This is a genomic window from Flavobacterium sp. GP15 (assembly GCF_014281985.1).
GTDB lineage: Bacteria > Bacteroidota > Bacteroidia > Flavobacteriales > Flavobacteriaceae > Flavobacterium > Flavobacterium pygoscelis.
Genome location: NZ_JACFTC010000001.1, coordinates 516373 through 534160 on the forward strand (window position 1 = coordinate 516373; position 17788 = coordinate 534160).

Consider the following 17788-nt stretch of genomic DNA (forward strand, 5'->3'; position numbering starts at 1 on the left):
AGGCTTTAAGCTTTAGGCTTTAAGCATTTTTAATATTATGCTTCTGCTAACATTTTTTCTCCAGCTTCGATCGCTTCTTCAATAGTTCCTTTAAGGTTGAAAGCAGATTCTGGCAAGTGATCTAATTCACCATCAATGATCATGTTAAATCCTTTGATAGTATCTTTAATATCTACTAAAACACCTTTTAAACCTGTAAATTGCTCAGCAACGTGGAACGGTTGAGATAAGAAACGTTGAACACGACGTGCTCTAGAAACAGATAATTTATCTTCTTCAGATAATTCTTCCATACCAAGAATTGCGATAATATCTTGCAATTGTTTGTATTTTTGAAGGATTTCTTTTACTCTTTGTGCACAGTCATAATGCTCATCACCTAAAATTTGTGGAGTCAAAATTCTTGAAGTTGAATCTAATGGATCAACTGCAGGATAAATACCTAACTCAGCAATTTTACGAGACAATACAGTTGTAGCATCAAGGTGAGCAAATGTAGTTGCTGGCGCCGGGTCAGTTAAATCATCCGCAGGAACGTAAACCGCTTGTACCGATGTAATAGATCCTTTGTTTGTAGAAGTAATACGCTCTTGCATCGCACCCATTTCTGTTGCTAATGTTGGTTGGTATCCTACTGCAGATGGCATACGACCTAAAAGTGCCGAAACCTCTGATCCTGCTTGTGTAAAACGGAAGATATTATCAACGAAGAACAAAACGTCTTTTCCTTGATCAGTTCCTGCTCCATCACGGAAATACTCAGCGATAGATAATCCAGAAAGTGCTACACGAGCACGAGCTCCAGGAGGCTCATTCATTTGACCGAAAACGAAAGTAGCTTTTGACTCTCTCATTCCTGGCATATCCACTTTAGATAAATCCCATCCTCCATTTTCCATAGAGTGCATGAATTCATCACCATATTTTATAATTCCTGACTCTAACATCTCACGAAGCAAGTCATTTCCTTCACGTGTTCTTTCTCCTACTCCTGCGAATACAGAAAGTCCACCGTGACCTTTTGCAATATTGTTAATCAATTCCTGAATCAATACTGTTTTACCAACACCTGCACCACCAAACAATCCAATTTTCCCTCCTTTTGAGTAAGGCTCAATTAAATCGATTACTTTAATACCTGTGAATAAAACTTCAGATGAAGTTGATAAATCTTCGAAACGTGGCGCTTGACGGTGAATAGACATTCCGTTTTCACCTGTTTTTGGCAAGTTTCCTAAACCATCAATTGCATCACCAATCACATTGAATAGACGTCCGTAAACATCAGCACCAACTGGCATTTGGATAGGATTTCCTGTTCCAACTACTTCATAACCTCTACTCAAACCATCTGTTGAGTCCATCGAAATGGTACGTACGGTATTTTCACCGATGTGAGATTGTACTTCAAGTACCAATAAAGTACCATCTTTTTTTGTGATTTCTAACGAATCATAAATTTTTGGAAGTTCAACATCCTTACCGTTGAAAACTACGTCAACTACTGGTCCAATGATTTGGGCAACTTTTCCTATTACTTTTGACATTACTTATGTATTTATTAAATAGCTATTTAGGTTTATGAATTAGTATCAACCGAAACGTATCGATTACATGCTTTTTTCAGTTTGCAAAGATAATTTTTTAAAATAAAAAATCAACATCTTTTTGTTATAAAAAAAAGAAAATTTAAATCATTTCATAAAAACAGATTTTAAATAACAAAACCGTTCATTTCTATTTCTAAAATAAAAAAAACCACCACGTTACAAAAACGGGTGGTATAGGCAAAAACACTACAGATAACCTACTATAATGAAGCTGGATATAAAATTGGATACAATCCTAAATTAACTTTTGGCAATGTCGAACCGTATTTGGTGTTGATTGCTGCGCTAAAATAATTTGCGATTAAAGCATAACCTCTTGGACTTGGATGCACACCATCAAGAGAAAATGAACCTCCCGTTACGTAGGTTGAAGTCATTGTAAATCCATTACCAACTATTCCTACAGATGACAATTGATTCATAATTGTCTTCGTGTCCACAAAAGCCAACCCTTTTGCATCGGCAATTGTTTTTATCGTTACATTATAAGCATCTGTCGCTACTACGATTTCAGCAACTTCAGCTGGTATTAAAACATGTTTGTCTTGAAGAGGAAATGTAATTCCAAACTTATTCAATGGAGACGGAGGAGCCATACCTAATCCTGAATCTAAAGCTGTTGGAGCAGTTCCAATAACAGATTGTACAGGCAAAACTACTAAGTCTGCAGCTGTAGCTTGTCTTGCCTGACCAAAAATAGCTCCATAAAATGCTGCTGTTTGAGGTCCTAGATCACCAGTTAAAACAGCAGTTAATTGAGCTGATAAATTAGGCAATGACTCATCCTTAATTAATAACGGATTGGAAACTGTTTTTGAAAGTAAATTAATCCTACTACCTGCATTCAAATATGTCAATGCATTTTTCAAAGGGCCGTATAGTTGTGCATTAAGCGCATCAATCGTTGCGTTACCAACCGGAACACTGCCTCCACCTAAAACACTTGCAGTTAAAGGATTAAAAGGAACAGTAGTAAAATAAGGAAGCGTACTAACATAAGGAAGATTAGCAACTACGCCTTTAGCGCCATTAGATGTCAAACTATTAACCATACCCGAATAGACACTTGCAAACACAGAAGGATCTGTAATGTCATTCCCTCCATAAGTCCCTGGATTTAAATTACCTGTTTGATTTACACCAACACCACCAGAGGTAGCATACCCCAAAACATCATTTCCTCCTATCCATAAAGAAAAGAAAGTAGGAGCTTGCACCATAGCATCACCAACTACCGTTGCACCAGAAGTAGTTGCAAATCTTGCAAAATAAGGATTTGCAGCTCCAGAGGCTACTCCAGCTACATTACCGTAACCTGGCGCAATTAAATGATAACTTTTAGCTCCTGGAACTCCTAAATTATTAAACGGACCAACAATACGAGTTGACACTTCTGTAGTAGGATTACCACTTACAGCAACCGGTCCTACACCATTAAAATACAAACGGGTTCCTGCTATAATATTTCCACCAAGAAGCAATCCTCCTTTATTGTCTGAAGTAAGCGGTGTCTTAAAATCTCCTCCACCCGCTAATTTAAACTGTTGAGCTAAAACGTTTACGTAAGAACCCTGCTGTCCCTTAATGAAAAGGGCACCATCACTATAACCTGCAGCAAAGGAATCTCCTAAGGCAACGTATTTTGCAAAATTAGCTGACCCTGGAACTACAGTTGCTTCAGCCGAAACCACATCATCATCATTATTATTACATGCTACTAAGCTTAAAGAAACTAATAGTAGCCATTTTAAATTTTTTATCATTTTTTTCTGTGTTTTTTATTAACGACTGATTTTTAAGGATTGATTGTCCAAGACGCAAAAAATTGCTGTCCTATTAATCCAGCTCCTAATACCTGAGTGTATTCTTTACCTCCAATATTCGAAGCACCCAACTTAATTGTTGATTTTAACTTGAGGATGTTATAATTAATTTGAGCATCAATTACAGTAGCAGCATCGATCATGCCGTCAACCATCGTAGATTGCCATAAATATTCACTATTCCATCTTCCACTTACATTAAAACCAAAATTATCGAATAATTTTTCGTTTCCAAATGATGCTTTTACTCTGTGTTTTGGTGTATTAAAACCCGCTTCAAAACTCGGATCTTTAGCTTGATCAAATTTGAATTCTGCATAATTATAGTTCACACCTACTTCAAAATCTTTATATACTTTTTTAGAAAGACCAACACCAAATCCCATTGATTTAATTTCAACGTCGGTATTAGTATAGAGTTGATAAGCTCTGAAATTGCCATTTTGAAGCGCATGTATAGATTGAGTTCCAGCATTTATAGGTCCTGCTAAAGGATTTGGAGCGTCTTGTGCTGTTCCATAAAGTGGCGCTACTACATTTAAATTACCAATAAAATCATTGTATATATTGTAATATCCGTTCAAATCAACAGAAACACCATTCAAGAAAGAACGATAACCCAATTCAAAAGCCTTTACTTGTTCTGGTTTCACATAATTCACGTTTGTTTTTTTCAATACCGCAGGATTACCAGAAGCGCTCAAAGCAGCAACAGAAGAAGCAGTATAAGAATTGTTATAAGCATTTAGACCAGTAACAACTACATTAGCCGATCCAGCAAACGCCTGTCCTACAGCTGTTGAAACGGGTAATGTTTCACTGTACCTGGTTAAGTTATCAGGGGCAGATCCTAATAAAACTGCATTTCCTACATTAAAACCAATGTACTGATCTTGAGTTGATGGATTTCTAAAACCTGTTTGATAAGAGGCTCTAAAGTTATGCTTCTTGTTTTCACCACCCGAATAAACCAGTGATAATCTAGGCGAAATATTACCATCGAAATTTTTAGATTTATCGTAACGCACAGAACCCGTAAATTTCAATCTATCATCTAATAACTTTTTTGTCAATTGTGTGTATGCACCATAATCATTATAATGTATCGGGCCATTAGCATCGGTATAAATTCTTCCATGAGAGTTCAACTCATACTCTCTGTATGAACCACCAACTTGAATTTCTGCAAAATCAATTAAATCTTTAAAATTGTAATTTACATCAGTGTGGTAAATTTTAGAATTGTCAACCAACTTAGAACCTGAAAGCACACTCGCTTCACTAATTACACTATTAAATGCACTTTTAAATGCAGCTGTTCCAGGAATCAACCTTCCGGTATCTGCTACACTTCTTGCTGCGATATGCGCTTGTTCTGGAGTTGCGCCCCCTAATGTAGATGTTACATACTGACCCGCATACTGACCAAACCATGTCTTATCATCTTTCCAAACTCTGTTTACATTAATACCTGTAAAAAGCATATCGTATGATTTTCCTCCATCTTCATTAGTAGTATACCCTCTTACAAAAAAGTTTTTCCCTTTTAATTCTAATTTATGTTGTTGCATAAAAAAATCATTTAGGTAATATCTATTAGCCCCTTGATAAACCGCGTTACCGTAACCAAATTTACTTTGCCAAATAATTTCGAAATCATTTTCAAAAGGTTTGTAATGAAGAGAAAAGTCAATTTTGGTATTACTCGCTTTATTATCTGTCAAGCTGGTTTCATCGTATCCTGTTCTGCTCACGTTATAATCAGGCAAAAGATTTATAGCTCCAACAGGAATTAAACCTAACGCTGCCAATGATTGCCCCACTCCTTTTAAATTGGTACTCACTTCATCACCATACACATTTATCCCGTCATAATTAGGATTACTCCTATCTCTTCCTACAACTGTTTTATCTTTATAATTAGTAGCATACCAATCCGTACCTCTCATATAAGTAAAGTTCGCTTTAGCAGCAAATTTTGGACTAAAAGCATGTGCAATTCTAATTCCGTAATCAACATAGTCATTACTTCCTGCCGCATTTTGAACAGTCTGTCCATATTTCGCATAAGCGGTAATTCCTTGACTTGTAAAAGGACTTTTACTATTCATAAACAAAATACCATTAAAGGCATTTGCACCATACAAAGCAGAAGAAGCACCTGGCAACAACTCAACGCTCTGAACATCAATTTCAGAAACACCTATCATATTACCTAAAACGAAATTTAATAATGGCGAAGAGTTATCCATTCCGTCTACTAATTGCATAAAACGGGTATTAGCTACCGTTGCAAAACCTCTAGTGTTAATGGATTTAAAAGTCAAACTACTCGTATTCATTTGAACTTCTTTCAAGTTTTCCAGTCCTTCATAAAAAGTAGCAGAAGCTGATTTTTTTATATCTGCAATTCCCATTCTTTCGATAGTAACAGGCGACTCAATTACTCTTTCTGGAGTTCTCGAAGCAGACACTACAATTTCATCTAATTTGTTTTCCTCATCTAAAAGTTGAACAGAAACCTTTTGATTTGCCGAAGAAATAGTAACTTTTTTAGATCCAAAACCAACACTAGTTACCTCAATGACAAATGGAAGTTTTTTTGAGGATTGTAACTTAAAAGAACCATCAAAATCGGCGACAGTACCTGACGAATCACCAACGACTTTAATATTGGCTCCAGGAATAGGTTGGTTGTTACTATCGGTAACAAAACCTGTAATTGTATTTTGCGCAAAAGTTAGACTGCAAAAAAACAAAGACAAAAAAAGTAAATACACTCTCATTTGGTTATAATTTGTTGGTTTATCACGCCAAAGTACAAATATTTTTTATATTAATAAAAAAAGTGTTTAAATATCTCATTTTTGATAGTTAATTCACACCATTTATACATATTATACAATTAATTTTAACCCTCTATTTTAGAGAATACTATGAAAACGGCAAAATACCACTATGCGTGCATATAAAAAATACACATATATCAAAAAAATTATTAATTTTTAAAAATATGATAAAAGTGATATAACCAACATAATTAACGTTTCTTTTACAAAGAAATCAAAGTTTTAAGCAAAAAAAAAGCCTTGAGAAAATCCTCAAGGCTTGATTATAAGTAGTATATAAAACGTATTACTCTACAGTAACCGATTTAGCTAAATTTCTAGGCTGATCTACATTACAGCCTCTCATTACCGCTATGTGATAAGATAAAAGTTGCAAAGGTATAGTTGTAATCAAAGGAGACAAGGCATCCGATGTTTCTGGAATTTCAATAATATAATCTGCCAATTCACGAACTTGAGTATCCCCTTTCGTTACTACAGCGATGATTTTTCCACTTCTAGATTTAATTTCCTGAATATTACTTACGATTTTATCATAATGCCCTTGTTTAGGCGCTATTACAATAACAGGCATAAGCTCATCAATCAATGCAATTGGACCGTGTTTCATTTCTGCAGCAGGATAACCTTCCGCATGAATATAAGAGATCTCTTTTAATTTAAGTGCTCCTTCAAGAGCAACAGGGAAATTATAACCTCTTCCTAAATACAAACAATTAGGCGCATCTTTAAATACAGCAGCAATTTCTTTTGCTTTTTCATTTGTTTCTAAAGCTTCTTTAACTTTTTCGGGAATAATTTCAAGCTCATTTAAATAAGCATGAAAAACCGAAGTTGACAAAGTCCCTTTTGCTTTTGCTAAACGCAAGGCAATCATTGTTAAAACTGTAATTTGTGTGGTAAATGCTTTTGTTGATGCAACACCTATTTCTGGACCAGCATGCGTGTAAGCACCCGCATGAGTTTCTCTAGAAATAGAAGACCCTACTACATTACAAACTCCAAAAACAAAAGCTCCATTTTCTTTTGCTAGTTTAATTGCAGCCATAGTATCTGCCGTTTCTCCTGATTGAGAAATAGCAATAACAACGTCATTTCTATTTATGATTGGATTTCTATATCTAAACTCAGAAGCATACTCTACCTCTACAGGAATTCTAGTAAATTCTTCAAAAATATATTCAGCTACTAAGCCAGCATGCCATGAAGTACCACAGGCAACAATAATAATCCTTTCTGCGTTTAAGAATTTCTCTAAATTATCTTCAACACCTGCCATTTGAATTAAACCTTCATTGGCATGAAGACGACCTCTATAAGTATCTTTAATGACACTAGGTTGCTCATAAATTTCTTTCAACATAAAATGGTCGTAACCTCCTTTTTCAATTTGCTCCAAATTCATTTGTAGCTCTTGTATTGTAGGGTTAACCAAAGAATCATCTTGAATTTTACGCACTTTCATAGGTTTGTGTAACCTAATATTTGCCATTTCTCCGTCCTCAAGATATACCGCATTTGAAGTATATTCTATAAATGGCGAAGCATCAGAGGCGATAAAATACTCTCCTTCACCAATACCAATTGCTAAAGGACTACCCAAACGTGCGGCAACAATCTCATTAGGTGTTTTTTTATCAAAAACAGCAATCGCATACGCTCCAACCACTTGGTTTAAAGCTACCTGAACTGCTTTTCCTAATTTCAAATTATCTTTTTTCTGAACTTCTTCAATAAGATTAACTAAAACTTCAGTGTCAGTATCAGAATGAAACACATAACCTCTTTTTATTAATTCTGCTTTAAGAGGTGCATAATTTTCAATAATTCCATTATGTATAATAGCTAAATCACCTGAATTTGAAATGTGAGGATGTGAATTAACATCATTGGGAACACCATGCGTAGCCCAACGTGTATGACCAATTCCAATAGTACCATTAAGCGTGATTTCTTTTTCAGCTCTTTCTTCAAGATCTGAAACCTTTCCTTTCGCTTTAGCAACTTTCATTTCAAGACCATCATACAACATGACACCAGCACTATCATATCCTCTATACTCAAGTCTTTTTAATCCTTTTATTACAATAGGATAAGCTTCTCTATATCCAATATATCCAACGATTCCGCACATAAATTTCTTTTAATTTGGTTTTGTAAAATAAATCTCCAATTTTAATCTTTTTTCATCTGGAACGGTAGATTTTCCGCTGTATAAAACGGTCCCTAAAGGGTTCATTACAGAAGCTTTTGGTGCTTGTGAAATAAAAGAATTAGCCGTTTTAAGTTTAGATGAAACAGTATTTGCAATATTTTCAGTAACTACTAAGCCTAATTTAACATTAGTAGAATCCTTATTGTTTATCAAATTTCTAATTTGATTTGTAATTCTAATTTTATAAGTAGAACCTCTTTTAGTAGTCGCATCCAATTTTAAAAGTCCTCCAAAAACTACTTTAGATTTTTTAGGAAAACTAACATTAGAAGTTGGATCAGAGTAATCAATTATTGGACGATTATTTTTAAAATCATACAAATAAACCCTCTGTGGTTCATCAGCACCAGTCATAGCACTAGCATCGATGTGAAAAACTAAATTAGCTTCATTAACTAAAACTTTTTTACCCTTACCAGGATTTCTCAAATCATCTAATTCATCTGGAACTCCGTTTGGACCAGAAGTTAGATTGCCATTACTATCATATCCCTTTATATCTTTTTTATCAAACAATTCTAAAACAGAAACGGAACCTTGTCCCCCTTTTAAGTACAAACGCTCATCTCCCGCAACGTTGTCACCAACACTAGGCAAACTATTATACGCAGATCCACTAACAGTATAATCATTTTTCAGTAAGCTTACTGTATTTCCAGACATATTAAGAACAATAGTTTTCTTTTCACGAGTTGGAGCACCACCAGTAGTGGAAGCCAAATCTTGATTATAGGTAATTGTTATTTTACCTGCTTTAAAATTAAGCATGGCTAAATTTCCTGCGCTAGATCCTGATTTCTCAACTTTAAAATAAAGCCCTTTAAAATGATTTCTAAAAGCTTCATTAGAGGCCAATTTACCTGAACTGATAGCGTCTAAAATTTTAGTTTTAAAATAGGCTTTGTTTAAATTCAAATTCATTGCCGGTGCAATATATTTTGTAGTTTTTACACCTGTCAAAGAATCTTTGACGTCTACAACATCTTCGGAGGAATCAAAGAAAAATTCATTATTCTGAGAATCATCATCACTATCATTTAATACAGTTGGTTCTTTTTTAGTATCAAATAAATCATTTTGATCTGTAAAAAAAGTTTGTTCCTGATATCCTGTAATAGGTCCCGGATTTACCATAGAATATCCAGATTCATAGACACTTAATTTCATTTTAGCTATCTGTGGACCATAAATAGAATCTAGAACATAAACATGACTGCCATTAGCATTGGTTTTTGTTTTAGTTTCATCAATATAATAAGGAACTGTCAAAACTACACTTTCTACATAAGGTCTAGCACCAATTGAGGTTACAAAAGAAGACAAAGCCAATTGCGTATTAAAATTTGCAGTTGTTTCTCCAAAAACAGGATTATTATAAATACCTAACGGATTTACATCAAGATTGTTAGATTGAATCGGACCTGTTTTTAGATTATAACCTAAAACACTATATGTGGTACTTGCTAAATCAAAATTATTTCCACCAATTATATCGCCACCAACTTCATTGTAATCTTTATCACAGGAAAACAAAACAAAAACAGTCGCTACTAAAAGAATTTTCTTAAAAAAAGAATTATTATACATATTTATCAAAAAAGTTTAATTTAAAGAACTTGGTCTCTATAGAAATTAGTGTACGCTTCGGCGAAAGCATCTTTCGAGCCGAAAGGTAAAAAAGGTTTTCCCGAAGATTCTATAAATTTTGTTAAACTTGAAGGCACGTTATCTGAGGCAATAATAACTGCATCAGAATGACTAATAGAGGCTTTTAAGATGTTTTCGTAGTTTGGCACTTCTAGATCAGCAATTGCTTCTGCAGGAACTCCATCAAACTTTACTTTATTAATCATTCCCATATTCAAAGTCCCTTCAAAAGAGGGAGAATAAACAGAAGTAACAATTTTAGTTTCAGAAAACAGAGCTTCGTTTTTATAAAAATGCTTCATATAGATAGGCAACATAGCCGCCATCCATCCATGAACATGAATAATATCCGGAACCCAATTCAGTTTCTTAACTGTTTCAACCACACCTTTTGCAAAGAAAATAGCACGTTCGTCATTATCTGGGAACATTACACCTTCTTCGTCTGTAAAAGTTGCTTTTCTTTTAAAATATTCATCATTATCAATAAAATAAACTTGAATTCTTTCTTTAGGAATAGAAGCTACTTTAATAATCAATGGCATATCCAAGTCATTTACAACCAAATTCATTCCCGAAAGTCTAATTACTTCGTGTAATTGGTGTCTTCTCTCGTTAATATTTCCATACCTAGGCATAAAAATTCGTATCTGTCCACCTTGGTCATTAATCATTTTAGGAACGTCATAAGACATTAAAGAGACCTCGTTTTCAGCGAGATAAGGTACCACTTCAGATGATACATATAATATCCTCTTATCTTTCATATTATAATTTGCTTAATTTATTGGCAATAAAAACCAAGCAAAATTACAAAAATTTATGCAGTTATTAACTAAAATAGTAAGTTTGCATTTAATTTTAATAATACTGCCATGCCTATTTTCTACGGAAAAGCAACTTTAATGGATCATTTGAAATCGATTAAAACACCTGATTCTACTATTGGATTTGTTCCAACCATGGGTGCTTTGCATCAAGGACATTTGGCTTTAATGCGGCAATCATTATTGGAAAACGACAATACAGTGGTAAGTATTTTTGTTAATCCAACGCAATTTAACAACCCTGAAGACTTAGCTAAATATCCTAGAACTTTAGATGACGATATAAAAAAACTTGATGATTTAGATCCTTCAATTATATTATACGCTCCTTCTGTAGACGACATTTACGAAGGAAAAGTCGTTTCACAGAACTTTGATTTCGACGGTTTAGAAAACCAAATGGAAGGTAAATTTAGACCGGGACATTTTGATGGTGTTGGCACAATAGTAAAACGCCTTTTTGAAATTGTAGCACCCACAAAAGCGTATTTTGGAGAAAAAGATTTTCAGCAATTACAAATTGTAAAAAAAATGGTCGCTAAAAATGGTTTAAAAGTAGTAATCATTGGATGCCCTATTTTTAGAGAAGAGAATCACCTTGCTATGAGCTCAAGAAATGAGCGTTTATCCAATAAAGAAAGAGAAGATGCTGCTATAATCTATAAAATACTGAGTACTGTAAAAGAAAAGTTTAAAACAGAAACCACAAAGGAAATTTCTGAATGGGTAAGCGATTATTTAAAAAAAGATGCTCATTTTGAATTAGAATATTTTACAATAGCAGATGAAGAAACCCTTTTGTCTTGCACAGAAAAAATAGAAAATAAAAAATACAGAGCTTTTATTGCCGTATTAGTTAATAACATTCGCCTAATAGATACTATTTCATTAAATTAATTTACTTTTGTACCATGCAAATTCAAGTTTTAAAATCAAAAATTCATCGTGTTAAAGTAACCGGTGCCGATCTTAATTATATCGGTAGTATTACTATTGACGAAGCATTATTAGAGGCTTCTAATATGATAGAGGGAGAGAAAGTTTCTATTGTAAATATTAATAACGGCGAACGCTTTGAAACATACGCTATAAAAGGAGAGAAAAATTCAGGAACGATAACTCTGAATGGTCCAGCGGCTAGAAAAGTTCAAAAAGATGATGTAATCATTATCATCTCTTACGCAACTATGGAGTTTGAAGAAGCTAAAACATTCAAGCCATGGGTTATTTTTCCAAATGAAAAGGATAACTCGCTAACCTAATAGTCTGATAAAACTCTTTAGTTCATAAGAGCAGTTTAAAATTCAAGCCACTGATTCTCTATTTTATACTTTAAAATAGAGAATCAGTGGCCTTTTATTTGCAAAACTAAAACCTAGAAATGACATTTTGTGAATACCCAATAAGTTTTATATTAAAATAAAATAATAGATTATATTGCTACCACTAATCTAGCAATCAAAAAAGATCAAAATCTTACAAACTATGAAAAAAACAATACTATTAATACTCTTTTCTGTTTCTGTATTTTCACAAAAATCCATAATTGAATTTGACTCTAAAGTCTTAGAAAACAAACGAGAAATAACAATTGGTCTTCCCGCTTCTTTTGAGAAAAACCCAAATAAAAAATATCCATTAGTCATTTTACTCGATGGAGATTACTTGTTTGATCCTTTTTATGGCGATCTGAATTACGGAGCGTATTGGGATGATTTACCAGAAACTATAGTAATCGGTATTAGCCAAAATAAAAATGGAGAAAGAACTAATGACTCCTTTTACGATCCCGTTGATGGCGTTCCTACTAGAGAAGGCGCACGTTTTTTTGAATTTCTAGGAGCAGAATTACTGCCTTTTATTGAAAAAAAATATCCAGTTGCACCTTTCCGTATCATTGCAGGTCATGATATAACAGCAGGTTTCTTAAACTTTTTCCTCTATAAAGACAATCCTATTTTTGATGCTTACATCTCTTTAAGCCCCGAATTAGCAACAGAAATGGAAATCAGAATTCCAGAGCAACTTAAAAAACTTAAGAGACCTATTTATTATTATCAATCGTATGGCGAAGGAGATTTAAAGAAAATACAAAAATCCGTACAAGAGTTAGACGCAAGTATAAAACTAGTTACTAATCCGCAATTAAATTATAAATTAGATGTAATAAAAGGAGCTTCTCATTATTCGATGGTTTTACCTTCAATTCCAAATGCGTTGTATCATATTTTTCAAAATTACAGACCCATCACATCTACTGATTATGCAGAAAAAATAGTAGTATTGGAAAGTGGATATGTAGATTATTTAGTTAATAAATATGATGTTTTGTATAAAAATACCGGTATAAAACTTCCTATTCGTTTAAATGATTTTAAAGCAATAGAAGCAGCGATTATAAAAAATAAAGCTTATTCTGAATTGGATAAATTAGCAGAAGTAGCCAACAAGTATTATCCTAAATCAATGCTAGGAGATTATGAATTAGCATTGATGTTCGAGAAAATGGAAGATCCAAAAAAAGCAGCAAAATATTATTTGAGTGCTTCACAATCTGAAGAAATCAGCGACTTAACTAAACAAATGATGCTTGACAATTATGACCTAATGAAAAGTCAAATACCCAAAAAATAATGTCTAAAGTAAAAACAACTTTTTTCTGCCAAAATTGTGGCGCTCAATATGCCAAATGGCAAGGACAATGCAATTCGTGTAAGGAGTGGAATACTATTGCCGAAGAAATTATTCAGAAGCAAGAAAAAACTGCTTGGAAAAGTGAGAGTTCTGCGAATAGTAAAGCTCCAAAACCATTACGAATTGATGAAATAGATTCTGCTCAAGAAATAAGAATGGACACTACCGACGCAGAACTAAATCGAGTTCTTGGTGGCGGGATTGTTCCGGGCTCGCTTATCCTTTTGGGCGGAGAACCTGGCATTGGAAAAAGTACCCTTTTACTTCAGATCTCCTTAAAACTACCTTATAAAACACTATATGTTTCTGGAGAAGAAAGTCAGAAACAAATAAAAATGCGTGCCGAAAGAATTACTCCAAGCAGCGCCAATTGCTATATTCTAACCGAAACTAAAACTCAAAATATCTTTAAGCAAATTGAAGCTATTCAGCCTGAAATAGTAATTATCGATTCCATTCAAACCTTACATACAGATTATATAGAATCTACTGCTGGAAGTATCTCTCAAATTAGAGAAACTACGGCAGAGTTAATAAAATTTGCAAAAGAGACTAACATTCCAGTGATACTTATCGGACATATCACTAAAGATGGAACGATCGCGGGCCCAAAAATATTGGAACATATGGTTGATACGGTTCTTCAGTTTGAAGGCGATAGAAACCATGTGTACCGAATACTCCGTTCCTTAAAAAACCGATTTGGATCGACGGCCGAAATAGGAATTTATGAGATGCTAGGAAGTGGTTTGCGTGAAGTTTCTAATCCATCAGAAATATTAATTTCTCACAAAGACGAGCAACTTTCTGGAACAGCAATTGCGTCAACACTTGAAGGAATGCGTCCTTTGATGATAGAAATTCAAGCTTTAGTAAGCACGGCAGTTTACGGAACACCGCAACGCAGCACCACTGGTTATAACGCCAAAAGACTAAACATGATTTTGGCCGTTTTGGAAAAAAGAGCCGGTTTTAGATTGGGTGCCAAAGATGTATTTTTGAATGTAACCGGCGGAATTTCTGTAAATGATCCTGCTATCGATTTGGCCGTTGTTGCTGCTATTTTATCCTCAAATGAAGATATTGCTGTTAATAAAGATTTCTGTTTTGCTGGAGAAGTGGGGCTTTCTGGTGAGATACGTCCGGTGAACCGAGTAGATCAACGCATTCAGGAAGCAGAGAAGTTAGGATTTTCGACCATTTTTGTTTCTAAATACAATAAAATAGCACTTAAAAATAGTGGCATTACAGTTCGATTAGTGGCAAAAATCGAGGATGTAGCCGCAGAATTATTTGGATAAAACTAATTCTAAAAAAATACCAAACAAACCCTAAATGCTGATTATAAGTTATTTACATGTTAAATAGCAAATAATACTTATTTTAATAGTTTACCTTTATGTAACGAATCTTTACTTGCAGCGCAACTTAAAAAAGTACATTCTCATAAACAAACGCTTGTTATAAAGTTTTAGATTCATAATTTCTTTAAAGAAAAAATTATCTAATTTCATAAAGCAATAAGTAATGAAAAAGCAAGCGGGTATTTGGATTGACTCCACAAAAGCAATCATTGTAATTCTAGAGGAAGGAATAGAAAAAACAACAACACTTCAGTCTGATTTAGAAAACCGTGTTTATCACGATAAAGAAGGAGATAAAGGTAGTTTTTTTGGAAACCAACATATGGATTCTCAAAACACATTTGACGAAAGAATAAAACATCAAACCAATGCGTATCTTAAGGAAGTTAGCGCAACAATAAAAGATTGCGACGAAATTTATATTTTTGGTCCAGCAGAAACAAAAACTAAATTAGAAAAGAAAATCCAAGAAGAAAAGTCAATTTTTAATGGTAAATTAAAAGCTGTTGAAGCAGCAGAGAACATGACTTTGAAACAAATTATTGCAAAAGTTAAGCACTTTTATACTCCATAAGCCAATTGATTTCATCAAAAAGGCAAGCCGCAATCAAACGTTGCGGCTTTTTTGTGTTAATAATTAAAATTTAAAAAAGTTTAAAACTTATTTATCTAAATTTGTTTTCTTGTCTTTAAATTGATAAAACACCAACTCTTTAAAAAGACAGTTTTTAAATTCCACCTAATTAATGAAAAACAGAAAAAAGAAAATATTTTTATTCATTACAATACCACTTTTAATTCTGATAATTACTGGTAGTGCCTTTTTTGTTTTTAGAGATTCTATTTTAAAAAAAGTAATTACTAAAGCAACCTCAAAAATAGAAAAAGACTATGATAGCAATTTTACAGTTAGAGCCGCTAATTTTGAAGGTTTTTCAGGAATAAGCTTAAGGGATGTAACTTTGACCCCAAAAAATGCAGACACTTTATTCAACATTCATAAAATGAGAACTAGTGTTAATATTTGGCAATTATTGTTGGGTGAAGTTCAATTAGGCACTTTAGAAATTAAAACAGGCTTTGTACAACTAACACAAAAAGGAGACCGTAAAAACTTTGAGGCTTTTCTGAAAAAAGATAATAAAGAATCTAAAAACAACGATAAAAAAGATTACGCAGCTTTTGCCTACCGAATTATTTCAAAAGTACTCAATCTGGTGCCAACAGATATGGATGTTGAAAATCTGACTTTTAAACTTGACGATAATGGCAAAAGAGCAACTATAAAAATCAACAAACTAATATTGTTAAATAAAGAATTAGAAACAGCAATCCACGTACAAACAAATACTTTTGAACAGCAATGGAAAATTAAAGGATATGCTGATCCTAGAAATAAAAAAGCAGATATTCGATTTTTTAATATTGATACAGGTGCCATAAAAGTTCCTTACTTTGACGAACGTTACGGACTTATTTCAAGTTTTGATTCTATTCGTTTAAACATCGAAAATATCAATCATAGTCGCGGAGAATTGCATATAGACGGTTACGCTTCTATCGCTAATTTAAAAATAAACCATCCAAAAATTGCCCGAAAAGATGTAGTAATCAAAAACGCACGATTTGACTATCGTTTTTTATTAGGATCCAATTTTATCTCTGTAGATAGTAGCTCTACTGTGCAATTGAATAGTATTAAATTCAATCCATATTTATCTTATGAAACTGCCAAAGACACCGTTTATAAACTAAAGATAGCACTACCAAAAATGAAAGCGCAGGATTTCATATCTTCTCTCCCTGATGGACTTTTTACTCATTTTCAAGGTATGGAAGCCGAGGGAAGTATTGATTACAAACTCGATTTTAAATACAATAAAAACAAACCCAATGAACTGGTTTTTGATAGTAATTTGAAAAAAGAAAACTTGAAGATTACAAAATATGGAGAAGCAAATTTAAACAAACTCAATAGCGAATTTATTTATCGTGCAATTATACAGGATGTGCTACAAAGACCAATTTTAGTAGGAAATGCGAATCCGAATTATACACCGCTCGAACAAATTTCTCCCTATTTAAGAAAAAGTGTCCTAACGACCGAAGATCCTTCCTTCTTTTCACATCGAGGTTTTATAAATGAGGCGTTCAAGCAATCTATAATCAAGAATATAAAAACCAAGAAATTTTCTCGTGGTGCTAGTACCATCAGCATGCAGTTAGTGAAAAATGTTTTTTTGACTCGAGAAAAAACATTGTCTCGAAAACTAGAAGAAATCTTACTCGTTTATATTTTAGAAAATAACCGAATTGTAACTAAAGAACGAATGTTAGAGGTTTATTTCAACATCATCGAATGGGGACCAAACGTTTACGGAATAGGCGAAGCAAGTCGTTTTTATTTCCAAAAAAATCCTGCCGATTTAGATTTAAATGAATGCTTGTATTTAGCTCGAATTATTCCGAGTCCAAAAAAATTCATGTACCAATTTAATGATGAGGGGAATTTAAGGGAATTTTCAGTAAAACAAGAATCTTTTTTAACAAATATTATGATCCGAAGAGGTCTTTTGACTCTTGATGACACCATTTATAAACAGCAAAAACTACATATTTCTGGTGCTGCAAAATCATATTTGAGATTAAAAGTAAAAGATTCTACCGCATTAGACTCATTGCCGAGCATAGAAGAATTTGAACTTTAAAAAAACATAAAAGCCCAATAAAAAAAGTAGTTTTCATTGGGCTTTATTTTT

General features: G+C 33.5%; 12 protein-coding genes. 6 read left to right on the top strand and 6 right to left on the bottom strand.

All coding sequences use genetic code 11. The features are described from left to right. Nucleotides 1-35: 35 nt before the first annotated feature. The 6 genes from atpD to H2650_RS02360 all read right to left on the bottom strand — a co-directional run bounded on the left by atpD (nt 36) and on the right by H2650_RS02360 (nt 10911). The gene (gene atpD, locus H2650_RS02335; RefSeq protein ID WP_188049144.1) at nt 36-1547 is read right to left on the bottom strand and encodes a F0F1 ATP synthase subunit beta; all 1512 of its coding nucleotides are present in this window, start codon (nt 1545-1547) and stop codon (nt 36-38) included. Between the two features lie 263 nt (nt 1548-1810). Next, nucleotides 1811-3373, bottom strand: a complete 1563-nt coding sequence (locus H2650_RS02340) for a G-D-S-L family lipolytic protein (protein ID WP_188049145.1) — start codon at nt 3371-3373, stop codon at nt 1811-1813. A gap of 32 nt (nt 3374-3405) precedes the next feature. Further along, complete coding sequence (locus H2650_RS02345) at nt 3406-6219, bottom strand: TonB-dependent receptor domain-containing protein (RefSeq protein ID WP_188049146.1); 2814 nt, start codon at nt 6217-6219, stop codon at nt 3406-3408. A gap of 349 nt (nt 6220-6568) precedes the next feature. Further along, a complete protein-coding gene (gene glmS / locus H2650_RS02350; RefSeq protein ID WP_188049147.1) occupies nt 6569-8416 on the bottom strand; it encodes a glutamine--fructose-6-phosphate transaminase (isomerizing) in 1848 nt (615 codons plus the stop codon). A gap of 9 nt (nt 8417-8425) precedes the next feature. Continuing rightward, nucleotides 8426-10084, bottom strand: a complete 1659-nt coding sequence (locus H2650_RS02355) for a DUF4270 domain-containing protein (RefSeq protein ID WP_188049148.1) — start codon at nt 10082-10084, stop codon at nt 8426-8428. Between the two features lie 20 nt (nt 10085-10104). Further along, the gene (locus tag H2650_RS02360) at nt 10105-10911 is read right to left on the bottom strand and encodes a glycogen/starch synthase (RefSeq protein ID WP_188049149.1); all 807 of its coding nucleotides are present in this window, start codon (nt 10909-10911) and stop codon (nt 10105-10107) included. Nucleotides 10912-11019: 108 nt separating this feature from the next. Here H2650_RS02360 and panC point away from each other — a divergent pair, with 108 nt between their 5' ends. The 6 genes from panC (at nt 11020) to H2650_RS02390 (ending at nt 17737) form a co-directional block, all read left to right on the top strand. Then, on the top strand, nt 11020-11868 hold the full coding sequence (gene panC, locus H2650_RS02365) for a pantoate--beta-alanine ligase (RefSeq protein WP_188049150.1): 849 nt from the start codon (nt 11020-11022) through the stop codon (nt 11866-11868). A 14-nt stretch (nt 11869-11882) separates the two neighbouring features. Further along, the gene (panD, locus tag H2650_RS02370) at nt 11883-12233 is read left to right on the top strand and encodes an aspartate 1-decarboxylase (RefSeq protein ID WP_188049151.1); all 351 of its coding nucleotides are present in this window, start codon (nt 11883-11885) and stop codon (nt 12231-12233) included. Nucleotides 12234-12456: 223 nt separating this feature from the next. Further along, the gene (locus H2650_RS02375) at nt 12457-13605 is read left to right on the top strand and encodes an alpha/beta hydrolase (RefSeq protein ID WP_188049152.1); all 1149 of its coding nucleotides are present in this window, start codon (nt 12457-12459) and stop codon (nt 13603-13605) included. Beyond that, nucleotides 13605-14966 (top strand): DNA repair protein RadA, encoded by a 1362-nt coding sequence (gene radA / locus H2650_RS02380; protein ID WP_188049153.1) that lies wholly within the window; start codon nt 13605-13607, stop codon nt 14964-14966. The genes H2650_RS02375 and radA overlap by 1 nt, the downstream gene beginning before the upstream one ends. 226 nt (nt 14967-15192) lie before the next feature. Beyond that, nucleotides 15193-15603: a hypothetical protein gene (locus H2650_RS02385; protein WP_188049154.1), complete on the top strand. Its 411-nt coding sequence runs from the start codon at nt 15193-15195 to the stop codon at nt 15601-15603. 172 nt (nt 15604-15775) lie between these two features. Beyond that, nucleotides 15776-17737 carry a transglycosylase domain-containing protein gene (locus H2650_RS02390; protein ID WP_188049155.1) on the top strand — a complete coding sequence of 654 codons (1962 nt, stop codon included), beginning with the start codon at nt 15776-15778 and terminating at the stop codon, nt 17735-17737. Nucleotides 17738-17788 lie beyond the last annotated feature (51 nt).